This window comes from Wolbachia endosymbiont (group A) of Bombylius major (assembly GCF_947251895.1).
GTDB lineage: Bacteria > Pseudomonadota > Alphaproteobacteria > Rickettsiales > Anaplasmataceae > Wolbachia > Wolbachia pipientis.
In genome coordinates, this window is the sequence record NZ_OX366395.1 from 509,767 (window position 1) to 533,128 (window position 23,362).

Annotated in this window: 24 protein-coding genes and 2 pseudogenes; 17 read left to right on the forward strand and 9 right to left on the reverse strand. The window is 35.3% G+C overall.

The annotated features are described in order from the left end of the window. Positions 1-63: 63 nt before the first annotated feature. The 3 genes from OPR49_RS02300 to OPR49_RS07550 form a co-directional block, all read right to left on the reverse strand. Positions 64-2,529, reverse strand: a complete 2,466-nt coding sequence (locus tag OPR49_RS02300; protein WP_265027340.1) for an OmpH/Skp family outer membrane protein — start codon at positions 2,527-2,529, stop codon at positions 64-66. After that, positions 2,526-4,913 (reverse strand): hypothetical protein, encoded by a 2,388-nt coding sequence (locus OPR49_RS02305; RefSeq protein ID WP_265027341.1) that lies wholly within the window; start codon positions 4,911-4,913, stop codon positions 2,526-2,528. The genes OPR49_RS02300 and OPR49_RS02305 overlap by 4 nt, the downstream gene beginning before the upstream one ends. 207 nt (positions 4,914-5,120) lie before the next feature. Then, the gene (locus tag OPR49_RS07550) at positions 5,121-5,204 is read right to left on the reverse strand and encodes a hypothetical protein (protein WP_353286141.1); all 84 of its coding nucleotides are present in this window, start codon (positions 5,202-5,204) and stop codon (positions 5,121-5,123) included. Between the two features lie 149 nt (positions 5,205-5,353). On the opposite strand from OPR49_RS07550, the gene OPR49_RS02310 reads away from it, so the two are divergent. The 3 genes from OPR49_RS02310 to OPR49_RS02320 all read left to right on the forward strand — a co-directional run bounded on the left by OPR49_RS02310 (position 5,354) and on the right by OPR49_RS02320 (position 8,603). Next, positions 5,354-6,442, forward strand: a complete 1,089-nt coding sequence (locus OPR49_RS02310; RefSeq protein WP_265027486.1) for an IS481 family transposase — start codon at positions 5,354-5,356, stop codon at positions 6,440-6,442. A 182-nt stretch (positions 6,443-6,624) separates the two neighbouring features. Then, a complete protein-coding gene (locus OPR49_RS02315) occupies positions 6,625-7,080 on the forward strand; it encodes an Hsp20/alpha crystallin family protein (protein WP_265027342.1) in 456 nt (151 codons plus the stop codon). 236 nt (positions 7,081-7,316) lie between these two features. Next, on the forward strand, positions 7,317-8,603 hold the full coding sequence (locus OPR49_RS02320) for a Na+/H+ antiporter NhaC family protein (RefSeq protein WP_265027343.1): 1,287 nt from the start codon (positions 7,317-7,319) through the stop codon (positions 8,601-8,603). 98 nt (positions 8,604-8,701) lie between these two features. Here the strand turns inward: OPR49_RS02320 and OPR49_RS02325 are convergent, their stop codons facing one another. From OPR49_RS02325 to OPR49_RS02345, 5 genes are all read right to left on the reverse strand, one after another. After that, positions 8,702-9,940 (reverse strand): IS256 family transposase, encoded by a 1,239-nt coding sequence (locus tag OPR49_RS02325; protein WP_265026724.1) that lies wholly within the window; start codon positions 9,938-9,940, stop codon positions 8,702-8,704. A 31-nt stretch (positions 9,941-9,971) separates the two neighbouring features. Then, positions 9,972-10,421 carry a DUF2924 domain-containing protein gene (locus tag OPR49_RS02330; RefSeq protein ID WP_265027344.1) on the reverse strand — a complete coding sequence of 150 codons (450 nt, stop codon included), beginning with the start codon at positions 10,419-10,421 and terminating at the stop codon, positions 9,972-9,974. Positions 10,422-10,425: 4 nt separating this feature from the next. Then, the gene (locus OPR49_RS02335) at positions 10,426-10,908 is read right to left on the reverse strand and encodes an ankyrin repeat domain-containing protein (protein ID WP_265027345.1); all 483 of its coding nucleotides are present in this window, start codon (positions 10,906-10,908) and stop codon (positions 10,426-10,428) included. Between the two features lie 38 nt (positions 10,909-10,946). Next, a complete protein-coding gene (locus OPR49_RS02340; RefSeq protein ID WP_265027346.1) occupies positions 10,947-11,672 on the reverse strand; it encodes an ankyrin repeat domain-containing protein in 726 nt (241 codons plus the stop codon). 193 nt (positions 11,673-11,865) lie between these two features. Then, positions 11,866-12,840, reverse strand: a complete 975-nt coding sequence (locus OPR49_RS02345) for a phage tail protein (RefSeq protein ID WP_265027347.1) — start codon at positions 12,838-12,840, stop codon at positions 11,866-11,868. Here OPR49_RS02345 and OPR49_RS02350 point away from each other — a divergent pair. The 14 genes and pseudogenes from OPR49_RS02350 to OPR49_RS02415 all read left to right on the forward strand — a co-directional run. After that, positions 12,816-12,983 (forward strand): annotated as a pseudogene (locus tag OPR49_RS02350) (phage major tail tube protein); the annotation flags it as partial. The gene OPR49_RS02345 and the pseudogene OPR49_RS02350 sit on opposite strands and share 25 nt — an antisense overlap. Positions 12,984-13,105: 122 nt before the next feature. Then, the gene (locus tag OPR49_RS02355) at positions 13,106-13,342 is read left to right on the forward strand and encodes a hypothetical protein (RefSeq protein WP_265027349.1); all 237 of its coding nucleotides are present in this window, start codon (positions 13,106-13,108) and stop codon (positions 13,340-13,342) included. Next, positions 13,318-13,608, forward strand: coding sequence for a type II toxin-antitoxin system RelE family toxin (locus tag OPR49_RS02360; protein ID WP_065095400.1), 291 nt, complete (start codon positions 13,318-13,320; stop codon positions 13,606-13,608). Before OPR49_RS02355 ends, OPR49_RS02360 begins: the two co-directional genes overlap by 25 nt. Positions 13,609-13,752: 144 nt before the next feature. Continuing rightward, positions 13,753-14,010: a phage tail assembly protein gene (locus OPR49_RS02365; protein ID WP_254229419.1), complete on the forward strand. Its 258-nt coding sequence runs from the start codon at positions 13,753-13,755 to the stop codon at positions 14,008-14,010. A 100-nt stretch (positions 14,011-14,110) separates the two neighbouring features. Continuing rightward, complete coding sequence (locus tag OPR49_RS02370; RefSeq protein WP_265027350.1) at positions 14,111-16,375, forward strand: phage tail tape measure protein; 2,265 nt, start codon at positions 14,111-14,113, stop codon at positions 16,373-16,375. Continuing rightward, the gene (locus OPR49_RS02375; protein ID WP_015589018.1) at positions 16,375-16,722 is read left to right on the forward strand and encodes a phage tail protein; all 348 of its coding nucleotides are present in this window, start codon (positions 16,375-16,377) and stop codon (positions 16,720-16,722) included. Before OPR49_RS02370 ends, OPR49_RS02375 begins: the two co-directional genes overlap by 1 nt. Next, positions 16,719-16,928, forward strand: coding sequence for a tail protein X (locus OPR49_RS02380; RefSeq protein WP_265026771.1), 210 nt, complete (start codon positions 16,719-16,721; stop codon positions 16,926-16,928). The genes OPR49_RS02375 and OPR49_RS02380 overlap by 4 nt, the downstream gene beginning before the upstream one ends. Beyond that, entirely contained in the window at positions 16,929-17,873 is a 945-nt protein-coding gene (locus OPR49_RS02385; RefSeq protein ID WP_265026770.1) for a contractile injection system protein, VgrG/Pvc8 family, read from the forward strand. A gap of 46 nt (positions 17,874-17,919) precedes the next feature. Next, positions 17,920-18,453, forward strand: a complete 534-nt coding sequence (locus tag OPR49_RS02390; RefSeq protein WP_265026769.1) for an ankyrin repeat domain-containing protein — start codon at positions 17,920-17,922, stop codon at positions 18,451-18,453. A 2-nt stretch (positions 18,454-18,455) separates the two neighbouring features. Beyond that, complete coding sequence (locus tag OPR49_RS02395; RefSeq protein WP_265026768.1) at positions 18,456-18,677, forward strand: hypothetical protein; 222 nt, start codon at positions 18,456-18,458, stop codon at positions 18,675-18,677. Between the two features lie 15 nt (positions 18,678-18,692). Beyond that, positions 18,693-19,604 carry a patatin-like phospholipase family protein gene (locus OPR49_RS02400; protein WP_265026767.1) on the forward strand — a complete coding sequence of 304 codons (912 nt, stop codon included), beginning with the start codon at positions 18,693-18,695 and terminating at the stop codon, positions 19,602-19,604. Positions 19,605-19,615: 11 nt separating this feature from the next. Then, positions 19,616-20,182, forward strand: a complete 567-nt coding sequence (locus OPR49_RS02405; protein ID WP_265027180.1) for a hypothetical protein — start codon at positions 19,616-19,618, stop codon at positions 20,180-20,182. Between the two features lie 23 nt (positions 20,183-20,205). Beyond that, positions 20,206-21,444, forward strand: coding sequence for an IS256 family transposase (locus OPR49_RS02410; RefSeq protein WP_265026724.1), 1,239 nt, complete (start codon positions 20,206-20,208; stop codon positions 21,442-21,444). 24 nt (positions 21,445-21,468) lie between these two features. Continuing rightward, a pseudogene (locus OPR49_RS02415) lies at positions 21,469-21,858 on the forward strand (phage terminase large subunit family protein); the annotation flags it as partial. 35 nt (positions 21,859-21,893) lie between these two features. On the opposite strand, the gene OPR49_RS02420 reads toward OPR49_RS02415, so the two are convergent. Then, positions 21,894-23,132 carry an IS256 family transposase gene (locus OPR49_RS02420; protein ID WP_265026724.1) on the reverse strand — a complete coding sequence of 413 codons (1,239 nt, stop codon included), beginning with the start codon at positions 23,130-23,132 and terminating at the stop codon, positions 21,894-21,896. Positions 23,133-23,362 lie beyond the last annotated feature (230 nt).

Genomic DNA, 23,362 nt, shown 5'->3' on the forward strand with positions numbered 1-23,362 from the left:
CTGGCAGTTTGTTTCATACTTCCAAAAACTATTCAGGCAAATTTACATTACTGAACAGATATTTTATGAAAAATCAGCTCCACTACCTTTACCCATTCCTACACTTATACCTTGACTGACGTCTATATCACTAAGTGAAGTACCCTGATTTGAGAAACTTCTTACACTTGCTTCGATTATCTCATCACTTACTCTTCCCTCTTTTATTATTTTCTCCCTATTAACTTTTATCTCTTCTATTATTGCATCAATTACCTCTTCTGGAGACCTTATCCTACAACCTATCGCTGCTTTTACAATTTTGTCCTCACTTTCTTCATCTATTGCATTCCTTAGCTCTTCACCAAATCTTGCTAACTTTTTCACACAACTCTTTATTACTTTGCTCTCTAAATCTTTTTGCTCCAATGCTTGCTTAAGCTGTTCTGCCCTTTGAGCCTCTTGTTGAACCCTTTGAGCCTCTTGTTGAGCCTTTTGTTCTGCACTTTGTCTTACTTGCACCTCCTGTTTTAATACTTCTCCTAACTGCTCCAACTTTTCCTGCGCCTCTTTTCTCCCTTGTGCTTCTTTTCTTATTTCATTCTCTTTTGCTTCTAATCTTTCTCTTCTCTCTTTCCTCTCTGCTGCTATTCTTTCTTCTTCTCTTTCCATTAACGTCTTCCTTTCCTTAAATTTCTCTTCCAACAACTTTGCCCCACGCTCCAACTTAAATAAAACTTTTCCTAGTTCTTTTGTTCTGCTCTCTCTTCCCTGATTTGATAACTCTACCCTCTTATCTCTCTTTAACTTGCCTGCTAACTCATTGCAACTATCTGATGCAGACTTTAACAACTCTTGATATGAAAGCTTTTCTATATTCTGCTTCCCTTCCTCACTAATTCCATTCTTCTCCATAGAGCATTCGTTTATACCCTTTCCACCTGTAACGTTGAAAAACTTAAAATAGATATTCATTAAATTACAATACTCTAATATTGGCTCTATAAACACTCTATCCGCCTTTCCTTCCAATAATCTTTGATTTCCTGCTAATATTTCATACTGTTCTTTACTCTCTTTCAACAACATATCTACATCATTTTTCACTACCTCTAATTCCTTCACTCTCATACAATTTCTACTTAGTTCCTCTAGATTCTTTATCCACTTTTCTTGATATAAACCTGTGTATCTTTTATAACTTTCATCAAATCCCTTCCTCACATCATTTATTACATTTCCATCTCTTGGCAGTTTGCTCAATACTTCCAAACAACTTCTTACACTACTTAAATACTCATTTCTTCCCCTCATTAATATTTCACCTTCCCAAAAAGCTATGCTACTTAATTCACTTTTTGCCACTTTGTTCCCTACTTTTAAAGCACCGCGATCTATTATATTTTTTATTGGTGCGTCCTCAAACAACCTATACACAACACGGTTTTCAACCATTCCTTTATCCTTCGTAATATAATCGTGTATATTCCTTAGTGCCTGAGTCACATTGTTAATTAAAATCTGTTCACTATTTTTATTAACTTCTTGTTCTTGCTTGTCTGGATGGTAAACTTTCGATAGCTTCAATATCTCTCTAACTTGCTCATTAAAGTATTTATTATGATCTTCCATAGTTTTTGTTCCATCTCTTACAGCTCCTAAACTCCTATCTAAATATAGCGGCAACCACTCCATTTTAAATGACTCAAGTCCTCTTTTAACCGTAACAGTAGTTTCATCCCCTACGCTGAAGATTCTCCTTATTAGGTTACTTGACCTTGCTTCCAGCTTATCTGCAATTTCTTCATTTTTGACTGTAGAAAAAATAATTGAACCTACACCACTTGCAGCTTTACTCAGGCCATCACTAATCGCACTGTAGGCTTCTTGAGATTTATTTTTAGCTTTTTTAAATCCATCCTTAACAGGTTTTGGAATAGAAATGTTAGGCATTTTTCCCTCCATTAATTCTTGATAATTATAAATATAACCATACTTTGCAATATAAAGTTGGTGTAGTTTTACATTCGTAAACAGTGAATACATCACTCGTGCAATAAATGAATTATCACTATAGCTTAAAGCCCTTTCTACTTCTTCATCAGTTACTTCAATATCTTTTACCTTCTTACCCCACGGCCACCACCAATACTTTGGTACTTCATCTAGTCCTTCTAGTAATCTAACGCAACATTCTTGACTTATTACTCCGCCAGTATCTTTTCTTCTTGTTTTTTGATAATCAATAGCAACTGTAATTAATATTCCGAACAACATTACCCCAAGAGTTGCCGCTGCAGTAAATGTTGCTCTACGTGTCGATGCAAATGAAATTATTGCCACAACAGGAGCAATACTATAAGTTATAGACAAGCCGTTTTTTGTATAATTCGGCTGTTTACTCTCTTTTACTCCGTATAGGTAATCCAACAAGGTAGGGCCAAACTCCAATCCACATACTCGATATTTTTTATTGTTTGATAAAAACTTAACAACATTTCCCTGCCATACAGAACTCTCACATGCCCATTCAGCAAACACCTTTGTCATCTTTCTACTCCGGCACCTATACTCTGACTTACATTTACATCACTAAGCAAAGTACTCTGATTTGAGAAACTTCTTATACCTGCTTCGATTATCTCATCACTTACTCTTCCCTCTTTTATTATTTTCTCCCTATTAACTTTTATCTCTTCTATTATTGCATCAATTACCTCTTCTGGAGACCTTATCCTACAACCTATCGCTTCTTTGACAATTTTGTCTTCACTTTCTTCATCTATTGCATCCCGTAGTTCTTCATCACATCTTGCTAACTTTTTCACACAACTCTTCATTACTTTGCTCTCTAAATCTTTTTGCTCCAATGCTTGCTTAAGCTGTTCTGCCCTTTGAGCCTCTTGTTGAGCCCTTTGAGCCTCTTGTTGAGCCTTTTGTTCTGCACTTTGTCTTACTTGCACCTCCTGTTTTAATACTTCTCCTAACTGCTCCAACTTTTCCTCCGTCTCTTTTCTTCCTTGTTTTTCTTCTCTTATTATTTCATCTTTCTGAGCATCTCTACGTTGCCTTAATTCCTTTACCATTCTACCCGTATCCTCTAAAAAGCTACCAAATGTATACTGTCCTTTTGCTTTCCCCCAGCCTTGATTTGCAATCCCATATAAACGTTCTATATACTTCTTTACCTCTTTATCACTTGTTACATCTCCTTCTCTCGTTTTTTTTACATGATCATACATAATTCCTTCATCAGCAAACCGATCTGCATACAATGCCCTTCTATGTAACTCTACAGCTTGGCTATCTATCACTGTATATTGTCCTTCGCTCAGACCTTGATAAATCAAATCGTAAACCATAAAAAATGGTTTAAAAATCCACCATTCATTTCGATTCTCTTTATTTTCCCATATCTTCCTCTTCTCTTCTAATTCATCCTTTAATCTTTTTAGCTCCTTAACTATATCCTTGTATTTCTTTCCACCTATTTGTTCCAGCATAATCTTATCTTCACTGCCTCTTTTGTCAAAATTACCCTCTTTTGTTGGAAATACCGATACTAAATTTACTAACTTATCATCAAAATCAAATAAACTATCGTGCACATCTATCATTATTGTGTTATTTGACTTTTTGCTTAAATTCCTTACTTCTTCATTTTGACATATTTCTATATGACTCTTACAAAGATCCCCAGCATGAGCAAGATTGAGCAGCAACACACTGACTACTTTTACACTAGCTTCCCGCTTTTTATCCAATGCATATTTTAATAGATCATGAGTAGTGTCAACACTCACCTCCTTAGTTTGGTTGAGAATTTTCCTTTTTACCTCATCTACACCATTGTTTTCTATATCACTGTGTAACACATTCTTTTCATCTCCCCTCGCTTTCATTAGATAGTAATCTAACAATTTTTCATACATCGTATGTACAAATTCTTTATCAAATAACTTCCCATCTGTCATTCTATCAACTGCTTTTTCCTTTACTTCTTGCCTTGCTTCCAATAGCTTCTTTTTCAATCCACTCTTTTCTGCTGCAACACTACTGAGCTTACTGTTTATTTCACTGACTTCCTTTATTTTACTGTCTACACAACTTATATTTTGTAAATTATTATTCATATAGTTGTTTACCACTTGCATTCCATTAACTAATGGCCTAAACACTGCTAAACATCCTCTAAGTAGATCAGAGTACCTGTTGTTTGGTATGTAATTTACAGCTTCATCTAAAACCTGACCATTTTCACCGCTTATATAATTATTTATTTCATTTAAGTAGTACCCAGCCCTAGTAGAGAAATTAGTTTGCTCCCATACTTTGCTTACAATCATCTTTTCCATTTCATCAACAAGAACATTACATCCTTCTACAAAATGTAACTGAGTGACTGCGCTTACATTACGTAATGAATGAGCTGTGTACTCTGGAATCCCTACTTCATTGCCTCCAACTGCACCAGTGCTATTGCTTTCGCTCATGATAGCCTCATTCTGAGTACAGTATAGAAAATTTGTACCTGGTACATTTTCTTGCTCTATAATTCTTTTATGATCCTCAGCTATTTGACGTGCATCTCTAAATAGCTTAGAAATCAAATCTTGTATATCAGTTAAGCGTCTTTCTTCCTCTCGTAACGGAACAACTTGCCCACCTTCGTCTAACGCTCGCTTTCTACTTCTAAGTAATTCCAACGACCCTTCTAAAACCTCTCTTTGCCTTTCGATAATTTTTAAAGGTAAATTACACTGTGTATCTCGTTCTATCGCTAACATGTTATACGAAATCATTGCATGTGCTAACCAATATTGCCAAAGCTGACAGAATTCCGATCCCAAGAGAATCTGGACTAACTTATGATCATCTTTATAAATTGCTAGTTCTAGCTGTTTCTTTACCGGATTATCAAAAAAACTTGGCATACTACCCTCTCATCATTAATCAGTATACCTTAGTTATCATTAAGTCACAAGTCAATATCTTTTTTTTTACATAAAATTCTAACACTTTGAGTAAAATTTGATACTCACTAAAAACTTCTAAACCACACCTGCATAACTTAAACTTCTCTATTGTTGCCTATCTTGAAATATTAAGGCGAAGGTTACTTTGGCAGAAATTCAATTCCACTAACGAAACTTATTCATTAGTAGTATAACGAGGCTTATTATAAAGCTTATCAAAATTGAAGTAGTGATCGGAAAATAAAACACCTTTTTCAATATAGATATCGCCTGCTATGCCAAGTTTTTGTATTAGAGGATAAACAAGACCTATCCCTGTAATTAATTGTATTAAACAGGACTTGATATGACACTTTAAAAAAGTAAGTTAAGAATAATAAAAATAAGGAGTGTTAGAAATGAGTACAATACAAACAAAAATACTAAAACCAAAACTAGGATTACTAGAGCTAGCAAAACAATTAGGAAATGTGTCTCAAGCGTGCAAAGTGATGGGATACTCAAGAGATACATTTTATCGATTCAAGGAGTTATATGAAAATGGGGGAGAAGAAGCATTACATGAAATAAGTAAGAAAAAACCGCTATTAGCAAACAGAGTTTCGGAAGATATAGAAAGAGCAATAATTGGCATAGCTACAGAATTTCCTGCATATGGACAAGAAAGAGCTGCAAATGAGCTGAGAAAAAGAGGTATAATAATTTCCCAAGGAGGAGTAAGATCTGTATGGCTAAGAAATGACCTTGAAACTTTGAAAAAGAGACTTAAAGCACTGGAGGCAAAAGTAGCTCAAGACGGAATCATTTTAACTGAAGAACAACTTGCAGCTTTAGAAAAAGTGAAAGAACAAAGGGAAGCTCATGGTGAAATTGAGACGCAACATCCAGGTTATTTGGGTTCTCAAGATACCTATTATGTGGGCAATATCAAAGGCATAGGGCGCATTTATCAGCAAACTTTTGTTGATACTTATTCCAGAGTTGCAATGGTTAAACTTTACACGGACAGAACAGCTATTACAGCTGCAGATCTTCTTAACGATAGAGTTATCCCATTTTTTGATGAGCAGAGAATTCCATTATTACGCATTCTAACTGATAGGGGTACGGAGTATTGTGGCAAGCCCGAAAATCACGCTTATCAGCTATATTTAGGAATCGAAAATATCGATCATTCTAGAACCAAAGCCAACTCTCCACAAACTAATGGCATATGTGAAAGATTCCATAGAACTATGCAAGATGAGTGTTACAATATTATCTTTAGAAAGAAAATCTACTATTCTTTGGAGGATCTACAGATCGATGTTGATCATTGGTTGCGTTCTTACAATGAGACAAGGCCTCACTCAGGCAAATACTGCTATGGCAAAACACCTATGCAAACGTTTTTTGACAGTAAACATATTGCTTTTCAGAAAAATATTAGTAGCATTAAACAACAGCCTGATATTAGTTTTGACTACGTCAATTCTTCTGTCAGTTAATTCTTCTCTGTCAGATTAAATCTTGTCTTTTACAAATTAATAAACCAAGTATTACTAAAAAGCGTGACATCAATTTAGTTTTAGAAAATCTTGTCCACGTTTATTTTAACTATATCACACAGTATTGAAACTAGTGAATAGAATGATTACATAATGCATGAGTAACGATAAGGAGGTATAACATGAGTAATCTAGTTCATTCAAATAAAAACAATAATCGCGATAATTTTAGCTTAAGAGGTCTGCAAAAAGCTGTTGACGACATGTTCAATAGCTTCTTTATGGGAACTAACCCTGGACTCCTCAGAAGAGATGGCAGTGTATTGCCAGCTTGTGACTTGTATGAAACAGAGCAAAACTATCGCCTATCTTTAGAATTGCCAGGTATCTCTAAAGAAAATGTAGATATTAGTGTATCTGGTGATAATTTAATAGTGAAAGGTGAAAAGAAATGCGAAAAAGAGTCAGAAGATAAACAATATTACCATCGTGAGAGGTATCATGGTTCTTTCTATAGGTCTTTTCAACTTCCAGCTAATGTAGACCAAGATAAAATATCTGCTAATTTCTCAGACGGAGTATTACATATAAGTGTACCTAAGTCGGAAAAACATGTTAAGAAAATTGATGTAAAGTAGTGTACATGAGGTGGCGAGCTTCCAGTTTTAGGCTCGCTGTCTTATCGCTCTTCTCAAAGTAATTTGATAGCTCCCTCTTGCTTGCACTATCACAGTGGATACGTATCTAACTCTGATTGAGTTACTATGAAAATAGATATACCTTTAACTTCGTACAGAGACTAGCGGAAGCAAAATACTGGTGATTGCTTTAAATAGCTTAGTCTGGTATATTTTTAAATTGTTTAACTATATAAGTGGCTGCATTTCTTCCTCTAATTATCTTTCTAGTCTTATACCTTGGAAGTGGTATTTATTTTTCTTTTATCGGACTTGATAATCCTTTTCATCAAATTTCACCGTTAGTTTGCTTATTATCAGCATTATTTTTCGCTGTTCTACTCAATAAAAACAAAATTCAGCACAATATTGATACTCTTATAAAAGGTATGGGTACTAAAACTACTCTTACCGTGTGTTTGATTTTTCTATTTGCTGGATCATTCTCCACTGTTACTGAATCACTTGGTAGTATAAATGTTATTACTAACTTAACTCTTTGCTTTCTTCCAGTACGATTATTACTTCCTGGAATGTTTGTGGTTTCTGCTTTTATTTCAAGTGCAATTGGCACATCAATCGGAGTTGTTGCACTTATAACACCAATAGCTGTGAATCTAGCACAAAATGGAGCTTTTGATTGTGCGGTAGGCGTTGGAGCCGTTATAGGTGGTTCTATGTTTGGCAGCAATCTTTCAATGATATCTGACACTACTATTGCGGCTACTTCTTCACAAGGAGCTTCAGTAAAGGATAAACTAAAACTGACCCTCAAGACAGGATCTGTTACAGGTGTTATAATACTTATTTATCTAGTAATAATTTCAAATAGTACAGAAGTTGTTTCTATCTCAAGTCTGAATTACTTATCCGTAATCAAAATTGTACCTTATATATCTTTAATAATTATGGGTTTATTTGAAATAAACACTCTGGTAACATTAGCTGTTAATATGGTTATTGCCGGGATATTAGGAACAGCTTTTTTTGATTATTCTCTTATTGAATATTCTCATGACATATTTAGGGGTTTTAATAAGATGAATGAAGTAATGATATTTATTCTCTTCAGTAGTGGATTAAGCCACTTAATGTACGAATACAGTCAGAAAAAGATAGATAAATTCACCGATGAAGTGAATCTTACGAAAAGTCAAGCTGAACTTATGATTGCAGGAATATCATCTATGTTTACTATTTTAGTTTCCAGCAATGTTGTTGCTATTTTATTAACTAGTAATATTGCAAAAAGACTTGCACAAAGATATAACATTGCACCACACCGTAGTGCGTACTTATTAGAGGTATTTACTTCGATCACAAAAAGTATCTTACCTTATGGTTCTCAAGTATTACTAGCAAGCAGCATTGCTTCTCTGTCACCCATTATCGTACTAACAAAAGTATATTATTGTTTTGTTTTTGCAGCAGTTGCGGTAGGTGAAATAGTTATTAACGGCAGACGTGATACGATCGTAACTTAACAAGCTCTTAGTTAATTATAACAAAATTATCCACTCAAATTCCCCGCTTCGATTGGATAAAATAGGGAATGTTCAAAAAAGTGTGTCAAAGCGCATTTTTAGTTCAACTCAATTTTCAATCTATCTGGAAAGAAAATATCAAGTTGAGACATAGTTAAAGCCCAATTAGGCAGAGCCATAGTCCATTTTTGCTCTACCTTCTTTATAGCACAATATACCTGTTTATACAAGGCATTTGTGCTGGTAAATGAGCCCTTGGTTTTAGTGAATTTTCTGATCTGTCTGTGTAGCCCCTCAATTGGATTTGTGGTGTAAATTAGCCTTCTAACTGGGCTAGAATACTTGAAATAACCAGATAAATTTTCCCAATTGTTCTGCCACGATTTTATAACTAAAGGATACTTTTCTCCCCATTTTTCTTCCAGCTCAAGTAAGTAATTTTCAGCAATTTCTTTACTTGTAGCACGATATATTTTTTTCAAATCATTCATGAAAACTTTCACATCTTTGCTGGATACATATTTTAGTGAATTTCTTATCTGATGCACTATACATAGCTGTACTTCTGCTTTAGGAAACGCACTATTTATAGCTGCAGGAAAGCTTTTTAGCCCATCTACACATGCAATCAGAATATCTTCTACTCCTCTTTCTTTGAGGTCATTTAGCACTCCCAACCAAAAGTTAGCTCCTTCACTTTCAGCCAAATAAAAGCCCAGGACTTCTTTTCTGCCATTTTGGTCTATGCCCAATATATTGTACATACATTTACTTACGCAATGTCCATCCTCTTTGACCTTAAAGAACATCCCATCCATAAATACTATCGGGTATACTGATTGCAGTGGACGACTACGCCATTCATTGATTATAGGCAGTAATTTGTCGGTAATACTTGATATCTCTGCCGCCGATATTTTGTGATCATAAATTTCCTCAACGTGTGACGCTATATCTCTATAGCTCATACCACTGGCAAATGTGCTCAAAATCTTCGTTTCAAGCTCTGGATGTAAGCTTGTTTGCCTTTTTTTGACTATTTGCGGCTCAAAACTTCCTTCTCTATCCCTTGGCGTCAAAAGTTCAAATGAACCGGCACTTGTCCGTAAAGTCTTTCCATTTCTCCCATTTCTTCGATTATTCTCTTCACTTTCAGCTAATAAGTGGTTTTCTATTTCACCTTCCAAACTTGCCTCCAGCAGCTTTTTTATAAATGGTGTTAATGCTCCCTCCCTTCCTGTCAACGGTCTTCCTTCTCGTATAGACGACAGGATATTTGTTTCCAACTCTTTATAATCTACCAATCCGTTAGTTCTGTTTACTACTTTCTGACTCATTGTCACACCTCCATTTTTTTATATCAATTTATTACTTTTTTTTCGGTTTGACACACTTTTTTGAACATTCCCTTCCAAACAATAAAGGTCCGTTGTAACTCATTCCCATTATTTTCCCTGCTACTGCTGACAATGACGTATAAAACTCTTCTCTGTAGATTAAACCCCTATCTGTTACCATTACCGCATGCATCTCTTCTCCTCTTTCTAATATTAGCTCTGTTCCTGCTACCGGAAGTTTGTCACTACTTATTCTTTTTCCCTTCTCTAGCCGATCTGCCAGATACTCTAGTCTTTTTGCTCCTTTTCTTGATATTTCTCCATACTCCTCCTCTTGCAACCTATATGCTAATCTTGGTACCAGATATTTCTTTGAGTATCTAGGCGCTTCTTTCTCATATACCTTTTTCCATATTTTCCTCAGCTCTTCTAATGATTCTTTCTCTAAATCCTTTACCTTTTTTTCTATTTCTTCCTCCATATTTTTAGCCTCTCGTAGATGGTTTTCCCCTTCGCTTTTCAAATAACTTTTCAATTCTGTCTGTTTCTTTCTTTAATACCTCAGTTACTTCTTTACTGTTTTTTGCATAATCCATCGCTTTCAGCCCAAACTTATCCTCTTTCTCTATTTCTCCTCCTGCTTCCACTAGCTCTTCCACTATCTCTTTTTCACCAATCATACATCCTAGGTGTAATGGCGTATTCTTACTCCCATATTCCTCAGCATTAACATTTGCTCCTGATCTTATTAGCTCTTTTACATTTTCTAGATTCTGGGCTGTTACTGCCAAGTGCAATGGTGTATACCCTCCTACATCTACTGCATTCACATTCGCTCCTTTTTCAGCTAATAACCTCACTGTTTTTGCGTCTACTGCATAATGCAGTTCCTTTTTCGTCTCCTTAATATTTTTACCTGAGTTCTCTAATAATTCTTTTGCTGACTTCTCTTTTCCTTTTTTACTCATAATTTACCTCACCTTTTCTTTAAATTTAAACCCCTCTTTTAAGCCTTCTTTCTTACCACCTCATCTATCATTTCGTTCACTTTGCACATTATCTTGCTTGCTAAATTTTTACACTCTTCCCTTATTAGCGCCTTATCTCTCTTTCTTATTTCTTTTATCTCTATTATTTTTAACTCTGGTAAATAGCTTCTATCCAACATATATGCTATTTCTTCCACTAAATTCTCTATTTCATAGCATGTCACTTTTCTACTTTTTGTTATTCCACCTTGTTCTCTCATGAATTTTCTCGCCTTTTCATTCTCTCCATTATCCCATAGGCAATACCTTTCACTCTCCCATATATAATACACTGGTGTTGCACCATATTTATCCAGTTGATTAATGGCAGCTCCTGCTTTTACTAGCTCTTTTATTATTGCAATTCCTGCCCCTATCCTGCATGCAGAGTGCAGTGGCGCACATCCGCTGATATATTGAGTGGCATTTATTTCTGCTCCTCCCCTTATCAGCACTTTTACATTTTCTAAACTTTTCGCAAATACTGCACAGTGCAGTGGTGTATAACCATTTTTATCTCTTGCATTGATCTCCCCTCCTTTTTTTATTAATAACTTCACTGTTTTGTGATCGGAGATTTCTACTGCTTGATGCAATATCGTCTCTCCTTCTTCATTTCTTTTATTAATATTTTTAAATCCGTTGCTTGATACTTCTTTAAAAAACTTACTAAAAGCTTCTCTCTTTTCCTTGCTAAACTTCATTGTGTACCTCACTATAAAAACATACATAAAATGGCCAATTTGGCTCATTCTAGCGTAAAGTAAACTTCTTATGTTTACCCACTACTATTCTAGTTATGCCTGTTTTGATATCAAAAAGCAACTTCTTTTTTTTCAAAAAACACACATTTTTACCGAATGTTAATGTAATATATGAAGATATAAATATAAGTATTTAGCGTATTAAACATATGACCTGTTTTTCTTCCCAACTTCTATTCAAATGTCGATGTTCGTGCCAAGTTAAGACACCTCCGTACAATACTAAAATGTAACTTTCTAATTTATGTATTGAATCCTTTTGCTCTGAATTTAAATCGCTTTCAAAATGAACATTGTCTTCTGCTAAACCAAATCTTATAACTTTCTGGTTGGTAAAATCTTCTACCTTGTAGTGGTGAGTAACGCTAAACCTTTCTAAAATTGGCTTGTATTTTAAATTCCACAGTTGTTCGGATAGTTTATCACTTCCTAGTAAAAATTTACTTCCTTTCTCTTCTGCACTCGTAACCGGAAAACATGCGTTTATTTCTCCTAAACTCCAACTGTACGATAATACTATCTGCGCCTTTGCAAACTTAATTGCTGGTAATAAGCTCTGTGGTAGCGGATATAACGTTTTTAAATTATTCCACTGATGACTTCTTTCATAAATACCGTTACAATTCTTCGTGTGAGGCTCGGTTTCTCCAAGTACTGCTACATCTAATCGATATATGTCATTACTAAATGTTTGTTCATAATGCTCTCTTAAATAGTTGTCTACAATCTCTACTAACGGACCTCTAGAACTGAAAAAATTTACTCTTCCAAACGATAACACTGGCCCATTTTTTTCAACTTTTATACCAGAGTAGTCTGATAACAAACTTCCAAATAAACTTTCATCTAAAATAAACCTATCAACGTTGTAGTGGTCATTAAAAATCCTCATTAGCCGCGATCTTGCTGGTAGTGATAGTTTTGCAAGTTCTACTACTGCATCTACAAAAAAGTCATTTGGAACATCTTTTATTCCTATTTGCAGTTCAAAAAAATGTTTACCAGGTGGTTCTTCGATAATTGTAATATCTTCTATATTTGCCCATTTTAGTGCTATCTTAAGTGATGCAGGCGTTCCACGTAGCCTGGAAACCTGCTGAAAAAGCAACTCTCAAATGCACTGTAGCTGCCCATTACTATAAACTTACTATCGGTGGTAATGAATTAATAGAAATCGATGCTGAAAATATGATTCGGAGAATTAACGGTGTTGATCAAATGGCTTTGTTACAAGCGGTTTTAGGGATTTGATATGGTTGATAAAATTAAACAAAAATGCTAAAATATAAAGCATATATTTTGAACGCTTTTTTTATTGAAAAGTTTAGAAAAACATTATAAAATAATCATAGTGGTGGATTTTAGTAAAGTATATGGCAAATCTTGGAACTAATGTAGCTCTTAGCAAAGAAACTTCACAGCATCTTGCTGAACTGGCCAAGCTCGCTAAGCAGCCTGCTCAAGAACTGGCAGAAAGGTTAATCAGGGAAGCAATTGAGCTTGAAGAGGAGGACATTTTATTATCTGCAGTTGCTGATGAGTATGATATTGAAGGTGCAAAAAAGACTAAAAGTGAGGACGTAGATTGGGATACACTATTATCTTCCTAGACAGTGCTCTCGAAAGAGATCTCCCAAGTCTTCCGAAAACAGTAAGATCAAGGGTTATAAGTGCAATAAAAGAGCGGCTTACAGTTGATCCTATTAATCTTGGTGAAGTGCTACACCATAGTCTTAAGGGATGCAGAAGACTAAGGGTTGGTGATTACCGTACTATATATCATGTCAACACTGCAAAATATGAAGTAACCATAGTTACAATAGGACATAGAGATACAATTTACGAGAAGGCTAGAAAGATACTGCGTAGACATTAAATATATTTTAACTTTTTTATTGAAAAAATTTAGAAAAATGGACTTCAATAAAGCACAAGCGTAATAGAACCACAATCATAATAAAAAAATTAGTTATGTAAAAGCCAAGCAGACTTTTATTTAATTAACTTTTTAAGGAGAAATATGCAAGCTATAACACTTAATAACCCAATAACAGTTGATGGAATTTCTGTTTCAGAACTTACCATTAGACGTCCAAAAGTAAGGGATTATCTAGCAATAGAACGCCTTAATGGTAGTGATCTGAGTAAGGAAGTAACTTTGACTGCCAATCTGACATCAGTTGCAAAAGAAGCGATTGAAGAGTTAGATATTGCAGACTATGTGAAAGTGCAAGAAGTATTAAAAGATTTTTTTTCACCAATTATCCAAAAGACTTGAGGTCAGAAGTAATCACGCTTAGTTCTATTATTGGTAGTGGAATTGAGCCTTTGCTTGATATGGAAATTAATGAATTTATCCTATGGAATGAAGCAGCGAAATGTCAACGTTATCTATAAAAATCGGAGCAATCTTGGATGGCAGTTTCAGTACTGTAATAAAGGGAAGTAGTAGTCAACTTACTCGTCTTGGTGAGAATATAAGAAAGCTTGATTCATCTTTAAAATCAGTATCAAAGTTTAAGCAGTTGGGTAGTGATGTTTTGACTAGCAGGAGGTCATGGAAGGGCTTTGAAGATCAAGTAAAATCTTTAGCTAAACAAATGAAAGCGATAGAGAAACCGAGCAAAACTTTAAAAGCTGAGTTTGATAAGGCTAAAGCATCAGCAACAAAAGCAAAAGAAACATACTTGAAAAAGAGAGATGCCTTGCATTCATTCAATGAAGAAGTAAGGAAAAGTGGAAGAAATATTAAGTCATTAGTAAGTGATCAATATAAACTTGGTTCTTCTATTGAAGCTCTGAAAGGTAAGTATGGTAAGCTTGGATCTGCAATACGTAGTCACCAAAGTGTTTTAACAAGTAAAGCACATTTTAAGACACACATTATAGAAACAATTGGGCTTGGGCTAACGCTTGCAGCTCCAGTTAAAGTTGCGATTGATTTTGAATCGGCTATGGCTGATGTTACAAAAGTAGTTGATTTTGATGAAAAGACAAAGGAAGCTGATAAATTTGCCAAGAAGTTGAAAGAGATGTCACATACTATACCATTATCAGCGGCAGAACTGGCACAAATAGCTGCAAGCGGTGGTCAACTTGGTATCAAAAAAGAAGATCTTTTTCAGTTCACAGAAACAGTGGCAAAAATGTCTACAGCATTTGATATGTCTGCAGAACAAGCAGGTGATTCCATAGCTAAACTCTCTAACGTTTATGGAATTAATATTAGTGAAATGGAGCACGTTGGTAATGTGATCAACCACTTGTCAGATAACACTGCTGCTAAAGCAAGAGATATGGTTGAAGCTCTAGCAATAGTTGGTGGTACTGCAAAGCAGTTTGGATTAAAGTTTGAACAAACAAGCAGCTTAGTAAATACTTTTATTAGTTTAGGCAAACAACCAGCAAAAGCTGCAACTGCAATCAATGCTCTACTTAGCAAACTTCAAGCTGCTGAAGGTCAAGGAAAAGAGTTCAAGGCAGCACTAGAAGAAATGGGCATAACTGCAGAAGAAATGGTACAAAGGATCAGTGAAAACGGGGAAGAAGCACTACTTCACTTTTTTCAAACTCTAAAGAAAATGGATAACCAGGAACGCTCTACAATCCTGATGAAACTTTTCGGTCAGGAATATCAAGATGATATTGCATTATTAGCTGGAAGTTTTAACAAATACGAAGATGCAATAAAGTTATTGGCTAATACAGAAAAGTATGGAAGCTCTCTGCAAAAAGAATTTAAAAATCGTGCAGACACTACAGCCAATAAATTACGACTTCTTCGAAATGCAATAGCTGAAGTTGGTATGAATCTGGGTTCAGTAATGCTGCCTACTTTAAAATCTATAGCTGAATTTTTACAAGAAAAAACTAGATATATAGCAGAGTTTGCAGAAAAATATCCAACTTTAACCACGGCGATCATGGGTACTGTAGCAGCCTTGATAAGTTTAAAAATTGTAGCAGTAGGACTAGGATACGGATTTACATTGCTAGGAAGTACGATTTTTAGTCTGAAAGCAAACCTACTTGGAGTATTTTCATTTTTATCAGCTACAGTTTTTCCTGCAGTAGTAACAGGACTAAGAGCAATAACACTCGCTAACCCTATAGGACTTTTAGTTGCTGGACTTGTTACTGGTGCAGCTCTTGTTATCACCAACTGGCAAAAGGTGAAAGACTTTTTCTCTAGCTTGTGGAAATCACTCATTGAACCTATAGGAAAAGCTTTTTCATGGATAGGGGAAAGTGTATTTGGAAAAGTATTGGAAAATAGCCCACTGAAAGAATTTGAAAAAAGAAAAACTGAAATAAAAGCAGTCCATACTCCCATAAAGAGTAATATTCTCAACAGTGGAAATCCTGTGCTAGGTAACAGTATAATTAAAGAATTTTCAAAGAGAAATAAAAATAGCTTCAGAGTCAAAAGCCTTATTGAGGAGACAGAGAGCGATAAGATATTTGCAAGGAGTAAGTTTGAAAATAAAGAACAAAATAAAACTCAGAACATCACTAATAATTACACTATCAGCATTAAAGCAGAACCTAACCAAGATGTTCGTAGTCTTGCAGATGAAGTAATAAAAAGGATAAGAGAAAAGTCACGTGATGTTTTATTTGATACGGTAGAGACATTTTATTGATGCTATCTCTTGGTCCGTATAAGTTTGCTCCCACAAGTTTAAAGTATAGCAGAGAAAATCGTTGGAGCACGATTGAGTGTATTGAAAATATGCCACTATTACAAAATATCGGTCAAGGTGTAGAAAATATAGATTTAGAAGGAATGATTTATCTGCATAATCTCAACGGGCTAAATCAATTAAAGAGTGTGAAAGAAGCTGAAAAACCACATATTTTAGTAGATAGTTTAGGTAATATTTTAGGACAATTCGTAATTACTAGGTTAGAAGAAAAGCAGATGTATTTTTTACCTAATGGACTACCAAGAAAAGTTGAATTTAGTTTGAGTTTGAAGAGCTATAGATGACTGTATACTATGTGAGTAAAGAAAATGAGATGTTAGATCTGATTTGCTGGAAACATTACGGATTTACTGATGGAGTAGTGGAATTAGCACTAGCAGAGAACTTAGGTTTGGCAGAATATGGAAGCTTTTTGCCTGCTGGATTAAAGATAAAGCTTCCTATTATCCAGAAAATAGTACAAAAATCAAAATTAAGGGTGTGGGAATAAATGCAGCCAGATTTTATAATAGATAAATGTGAATCAATTATAGATAAAGTTATATCATTGCGCCTTACCGATGAATCTGGAACTATAGATGATGTAGCCGAAGTACATATTGATTACAGGGATGAAAACTTAAATGTTCCGAATGAATTAAATATTGCTCTGGGTTACAGAGAAACTGGAGTAGTACCTATGGGTATATATACGGTTAATGAAATTACAGTGCAGAGTCCACCTAAAACCTTACTAATAAAGGCTCATGCAACAAATTTAAGACTCTCATTAAAAGAGAAAGTATCTAAAGAATGGCATCAAATTACTTTAGGTAACTTGGTTAAGGAAATAGCAGAAAAACACGGATATGGGTGCAGAGTTGCAGAAGAATTTGAAAATGTGTTGATTCCACATATTAACCAAACAGAAGAAAGTGATATAAGTTTACTAACAAAAATAGCAATAGAACGCGAGGCAATGGCAAAGTTAGCTGGCGGATATATACTCTTTATTCCAAAAGGCAAAGCAAAGTCGGCAACTGGAAAAGCTTTAGGAACAACAGCGATTAGACCTAAAGACGCGATAAATTGGAAAGCGCACTTTACCGTGAGCAGGTACAACTCAGTGATTGCAAAATGGCATAGTTATGAAAGAGGTGAAACTATATCAGAAACAGTTGGCTCTGGTAGTCCAAGTTATATCATACAAACAATTTACTCGAATGCAGAGTTAGCATTAAGTTCGGCAAATGCTAAATTAAAACAACTAAAACGAAATAATGCAGTGTTGGATATCACTATGCCTGGTAATCCAGAGCTATTTGCAGAGGCAAAACTTAGCCTGTTAGGGTTTCATCAAGATATAGACGGTGAATGGATAATTGACAGAGCAGAACATGTGTTAGATAGTTCAGGTTATCGCACTGCATTGTCAGCATCTATCAGTAAACGTTAAAGGAAAATCAGTAAAACCAATGTTTAATGTTGAAAAAGTATTGAATATGAATAGAGACTCAAGAAATAAGCTACATTTTTGGTGGTGTATAACAATGATAATATGTGTTGTTATTACCTATTGCTATATGAAAGCAAAAGCTACAGATAATTATAAAACAATATTACGCGTTGCTTCTCAAAATTGTAACTTAGAAGTTGTAAAATTTTCAGCAAATAATCTATTAGATATTAATACACAGATTCCCGAATTAACAGCATTACATTATGCATCCGGTGCAGGATGTTTGGAGGTTGTTAAATTTCTAATAGAGAAAGGAGCTGATATAAACACAGCAAAATATGAAAAATGGACAGCATTACATGCAGCTTCATACAAAGGTAACCTAGAGATAATTAAACTTTTGTTAGAAAAAGGCGCAAACCCTAACATTAGAGACACAGATGGAAAAAATCCAAGAGATGTAGCTGTACTAAGATCACGGCACAATAAAGATAAACCTTACAGGGAAATCATTAAGCTACTTGCAGAAGCAGAGGATCAGAATAAATCCGAAAATAAGCTATTATCGGCAATATAAACATGCAAAATCAAAAAATCCCAATTACGGTAATTATTACCATGTTAATCCAAACCGTAGCAGTAATCTGGTGGTTGGCCAAGCTCGATTTACGGGTGCACATCCATGATAAATTTATAGAAAAAAACCAAGGACTAATAGAAATAGTCTATCGACTTGAAGAGAGAGTGAAAAACCTCACTCAAGAAGTCAATGAACTTGAAGCCATTCACAAACAAAAATAATAACTAAGTTTCACAATGACAAAGTATATCTTATCCGTTGACGGCGGAGGCATAAGAGGCATCATACCGGCCATAATATTAGCAGAAATAGAAAAGAGAGCAAAGAAACCGATTGCTGAAATCTTTGATCTTATGGCAGGAACCTCAACCGGTGGGATTGTTGCAGCAGGTTTATGTACACAAAAATACTCAGCTAACGATTTAGTTGAACTCTACGAAAAGTATGGACCATATATCTTTGAATCATCATTCTGGAGAAGGTCAATCGCTTCTTGGCTAAATGGTGCTCAATACTCATATAAAAACATAGAATTCATTCTCGATAAATACTTCGGCAAAAGTACTATTGCTGATGTTTCAAGTAATCTACTGCTTACCAGTTATGACATTCACAATAATTGCCCATTTTTCTTTAAAAGCTGGAGAGAAGACAGAAACTTTATTAAACTAAAAGACGCGCTCAGAGCTACAACAGCTGCACCAACGTATTTCATACCAAAACATCTAAAAATCAACCAGATAGACAGAGTATTAGTGGATGGCGGGGTATTTGCCAATAATCCAGCTGCTTGTGCATATGCAAGTGGCAAGAGGTTGTTTCCAAATGATGATATTGTACTGGTATCAATAGGTACTGGAAGAACAAATAGAAGTATAAAGTATGCTAATTCAAGGAGATTTGGAAGAATAGGGTGGATAAAACCACTACTACATGTGATGTTTGCTTCAAGTTTAGATGCAGTAAACTATCAGCTCGATCAAGTAATAGGCGACAAATATATAAGAATACAATCACAACTGAAAGTAGCATCAGCTGAGATGGATAATATTACATTCAAAAATATTAAATATCTGCAGCAAGAGGCAAATACAATGATAGAGGACAACCAGGAATTAATAGATAAATTCTGCGATATCGTATCTTAATTCACGTAAAAATGCCAAGCAAGATAAAGAACTTATATAAAAAAGCGAAAAAGGGCTTAAAGAATATAGCTTTGCCGAAAAAACATAAAAAAGTTCAAGAAGCTAACGATAAGCCGAAACCGCTAAGCCCTGAAATTGTGATGAAACCTACGCTATGGCAGAAAAAAGTTGAATTAACCTCTAAAGCAGAAAATATCGAAAAAGATAACAAGTGGAAAATAAAAGTATTCAAAACTAAACACGTAGAGAAGGATTCAAAAAGGGGAAAAATGTTCAAAAATGGTCTCAAAAAGCTAAAAGGTAAGCTAAAAAGCCTAAATCCGATAAAAGCTAAGAAAAACAAGATCATTGGAAGCAAGAAGTTAGCATTTTTACTCACAGCTGGAACGATTGTAGCAATTTTACCAATGTTCAATTTGACCCCTTTTCCAGCACTTGCAATAACTTCTGCATGTGTTTTCAGTATCAATTTTATCGCAGTCAAGACACTAAAGAAAGCTATCACACAACGCAAAGCAAAATCCAAAACGGGAATGTTCAAAAAAGTGTGTCAAACCGAAAAAAAAGTAATAAATTGATATAAAAAAATGGAGGTGTGACAATGAGTCAGAAAGTAGTAAACAGAACTAACGGATTGGTAGATTATAAAGAGTTGGAAACAAATATCCTGTCGTCTATACGAGAAGGAAGACCGTTGACAGGAAGGGAGGGAGCATTAACACCATTTATAAAAAAGCTGCTGGAAGCAAGTTTGGAAGGTGAAATAGAAAACCACTTATTAGCTGAAAGTGAAGAGAATAATCGAAGAAATGGGAGAAATGGAAAGACTTTACGGACAAGTGCCGGTTCATTTGAACTTTTGACGCCAAGGGATAGAGAAGGAAGTTTTGAGCCGCAAATAGTCAAAAAAAGGCAAACAAGCTTACATCCAGAGCTTGAAACGAAGATTTTGAGCACATTTGCCAGTGGTATGAGCTATAGAGATATAGCGTCACACGTTGAGGAAATTTATGATCACAAAATATCGGCGGCAGAGATATCAAGTATTACCGACAAATTACTGCCTATAATCAATGAATGGCGTAGTCGTCCACTGCAATCAGTATACCCGATAGTATTTATGGATGGGATGTTCTTTAAGGTCAAAGAGGATGGACATTGCGTAAGTAAATGTATGTACAATATATTGGGCATAGACCAAAATGGCAGAAAAGAAGTCCTGGGCTTTTATTTGGCTGAAAGTGAAGGAGCTAACTTTTGGTTGGGAGTGCTAAATGACCTCAAAGAAAGAGGAGTAGAAGATATTCTGATTGCATGTGTAGATGGGCTAAAAAGCTTTCCTGCAGCTATAAATAGTGCGTTTCCTAAAGCAGAAGTACAGCTATGTATAGTGCATCAGATAAGAAATTCACTAAAATATGTATCCAGCAAAGATGTGAAAGTTTTCATGAATGATTTGAAAAAAATATATCGTGCTACAAGTAAAGAAATTGCTGAAAATTACTTACTTGAGCTGGAAGAAAAATGGGGAGAAAAGTATCCTTTAGTTATAAAATCGTGGCAGAACAATTGGGAAAATTTATCTGGTTATTTCAAGTATTCTAGCCCAGTTAGAAGGCTAATTTACACCACAAATCCAATTGAGGGGCTGCACAGACAGATCAGAAAATTCACTAAAACCAAGGGCTCATTTACCAGCACAAATGCCTTGTATAAACAGGTATATTGTGCTATAAAGAAGGTAGAGCAAAAATGGACTATGGCTCTGCCTAATTGGGCTTTAACTATGTCTCAACTTGATATTTTCTTTCCAGATAGATTGAAAATTGAGTTGAACTAAAAATGCGGTTTGACACACTTTTTTGAACATTCCCCATACCTTCGAGAAATCATGGACTCTTTATCCCCATCTTCACCTGCAGAAAAAGTGATATTCATGAAAGGAGCGCAAATTGGAGGAACAGAAGCAGGAAATAATTGGATAGGGTATATAATTGATCAAACACCAGGACCAATGCTGGTAGTACAGCCAACAGTAGAAATGGGGAAACGTTGGTCAAAGGGAAGATTTGCGCCACTGATTGAAGAAACGCCATGTTTAAAAAGTAAGGTAAAAGACCCAAGGTCGAGAGATTCAGGCAATACTGTACAAAGTAAGGAATTTCCTGGGGGAATTGTAGTAATAACCGGAGCAAACAGTAGTGTAGGGCTTCGTTCTATGCCAGTAAAATACCTCTTTCTTGATGAAATAGATGGGGAATGTTCAAAAAAGTGTGTCAAAGCGCATTTTTAGTTCAACTCAATTTTCAATCTATCTGGAAAGAAAATATCAAGTTGAGACATAGTTAAAGCCCAATTAGGCAGAGCCATAGTCCATTTTTGCTCTACCTTCTTTATAGCACAATATACCTGTTTATACAAGGCATTTGTGCTGGTAAATGAGCCCTTGGTTTTAGTGAATTTTCTGATCTGTCTGTGTAGCCCCTCAATTGGATTTGTGGTGTAAATTAGCCTTCTAACTGGGCTAGAATACTTGAAATAACCAGATAAATTTTCCCAATTGTTCTGCCACGATTTTATAACTAAAGGATACTTTTCTCCCCATTTTTCTTCCAGCTCAAGTAAGTAATTTTCAGCAATTTCTTTACTTGTAGCACGATATATTTTTTTCAAATCATTCATGAAAACTTTCACATCTTTGCTGGATACATATTTTAGTGAATTTCTTATCTGATGCACTATACATAGCTGTACTTCTGCTTTAGGAAACGCACTATTTATAGCTGCAGGAAAGCTTTTTAGCCCATCTACACATGCAATCAGAATATCTTCTACTCCTCTTTCTTTGAGGTCATTTAGCACTCCCAACCAAAAGTTAGCTCCTTCACTTTCAGCCAAATAAAAGCCCAGGACTTCTTTTCTGCCATTTTGGTCTATGCCCAATATATTGTACATACATTTACTTACGCAATGTCCATCCTCTTTGACCTTAAAGAACATCCCATCCATAAATACTATCGGGTATACTGATTGCAGTGGACGACTACGCCATTCATTGATTATAGGCAGTAATTTGTCGGTAATACTTGATATCTCTGCCGCCGATATTTTGTGATCATAAATTTCCTCAACGTGTGACGCTATATCTCTATAGCTCATACCACTGGCAAATGTGCTCAAAATCTTCGTTTCAAGCTCTGGATGTAAGCTTGTTTGCCTTTTTTTGACTATTTGCGGCTCAAAACTTCCTTCTCTATCCCTTGGCGTCAAAAGTTCAAATGAACCGGCACTTGTCCGTAAAGTCTTTCCATTTCTCCCATTTCTTCGATTATTCTCTTCACTTTCAGCTAATAAGTGGTTTTCTATTTCACCTTCCAAACTTGCCTCCAGCAGCTTTTTTATAAATGGTGTTAATGCTCCCTCCCTTCCTGTCAACGGTCTTCCTTCTCGTATAGACGACAGGATATTTGTTTCCAACTCTTTATAATCTACCAATCCGTTAGTTCTGTTTACTACTTTCTGACTCATTGTCACACCTCCATTTTTTTATATCAATTTATTACTTTTTTTTCGGTTTGACACACTTTTTTGAACATTCCCCTTGACACTGGAATCCAGTCCTTTTGCACAGTTCCATCAAAAACGTTGTAGAGGATTAACCGCTTTCGTGTTTACCAACTTAGTGCCCAATCTGGATCCCAGTGTCAAGCACTGGGATGACAAGAAAGGGAGCACTGGAATTTTTGTTTCAGTATTTG

What these genes read in the sequence shown, in the direction of transcription:
- OPR49_RS02370 (WP_265027350.1), top strand. Translation starts at nt 14,111, where the DNA reads ATGTCAACGTTATCTATAAAAATCGGAGCAATCTTGGATGGCAGTTTC.
- OPR49_RS02365 (WP_254229419.1), top strand. Translation starts at nt 13,753, where the DNA reads ATGCAAGCTATAACACTTAATAACCCAATAACAGTTGATGGAATTTCT.
- OPR49_RS02355 (WP_265027349.1), top strand. Translation starts at nt 13,106, where the DNA reads ATGGCAAATCTTGGAACTAATGTAGCTCTTAGCAAAGAAACTTCACAG.
- OPR49_RS02405 (WP_265027180.1), top strand. Translation starts at nt 19,616, where the DNA reads ATGCCAAGCAAGATAAAGAACTTATATAAAAAAGCGAAAAAGGGCTTA.
- OPR49_RS02395 (WP_265026768.1), top strand. Translation starts at nt 18,456, where the DNA reads ATGCAAAATCAAAAAATCCCAATTACGGTAATTATTACCATGTTAATC.
- OPR49_RS02390 (WP_265026769.1), top strand. Translation starts at nt 17,920, where the DNA reads ATGAATAGAGACTCAAGAAATAAGCTACATTTTTGGTGGTGTATAACA.
- OPR49_RS02385 (WP_265026770.1), top strand. Translation starts at nt 16,929, where the DNA reads ATGCAGCCAGATTTTATAATAGATAAATGTGAATCAATTATAGATAAA.
- OPR49_RS02400 (WP_265026767.1), top strand. Translation starts at nt 18,693, where the DNA reads ATGACAAAGTATATCTTATCCGTTGACGGCGGAGGCATAAGAGGCATC.
- OPR49_RS02305 (WP_265027341.1), bottom strand. Translation starts at nt 4,913, where the DNA reads ATGCCAAGTTTTTTTGATAATCCGGTAAAGAAACAGCTAGAACTAGCA.
- OPR49_RS02330 (WP_265027344.1), bottom strand. Translation starts at nt 10,421, where the DNA reads ATGGAGGAAGAAATAGAAAAAAAGGTAAAGGATTTAGAGAAAGAATCA.
- OPR49_RS02420 (WP_265026724.1), bottom strand. Translation starts at nt 23,132, where the DNA reads ATGAGTCAGAAAGTAGTAAACAGAACTAACGGATTGGTAGATTATAAA.
- OPR49_RS02380 (WP_265026771.1), top strand. Translation starts at nt 16,719, where the DNA reads ATGACTGTATACTATGTGAGTAAAGAAAATGAGATGTTAGATCTGATT.
- OPR49_RS02340 (WP_265027346.1), bottom strand. Translation starts at nt 11,672, where the DNA reads ATGAAGTTTAGCAAGGAAAAGAGAGAAGCTTTTAGTAAGTTTTTTAAA.
- OPR49_RS02410 (WP_265026724.1), top strand. Translation starts at nt 20,206, where the DNA reads ATGAGTCAGAAAGTAGTAAACAGAACTAACGGATTGGTAGATTATAAA.
- OPR49_RS02325 (WP_265026724.1), bottom strand. Translation starts at nt 9,940, where the DNA reads ATGAGTCAGAAAGTAGTAAACAGAACTAACGGATTGGTAGATTATAAA.
- OPR49_RS02300 (WP_265027340.1), bottom strand. Translation starts at nt 2,529, where the DNA reads ATGACAAAGGTGTTTGCTGAATGGGCATGTGAGAGTTCTGTATGGCAG.
- OPR49_RS02375 (WP_015589018.1), top strand. Translation starts at nt 16,375, where the DNA reads ATGCTATCTCTTGGTCCGTATAAGTTTGCTCCCACAAGTTTAAAGTAT.
- OPR49_RS02315 (WP_265027342.1), top strand. Translation starts at nt 6,625, where the DNA reads ATGAGTAATCTAGTTCATTCAAATAAAAACAATAATCGCGATAATTTT.
- OPR49_RS02335 (WP_265027345.1), bottom strand. Translation starts at nt 10,908, where the DNA reads ATGAGTAAAAAAGGAAAAGAGAAGTCAGCAAAAGAATTATTAGAGAAC.
- OPR49_RS02310 (WP_265027486.1), top strand. Translation starts at nt 5,354, where the DNA reads ATGAGTACAATACAAACAAAAATACTAAAACCAAAACTAGGATTACTA.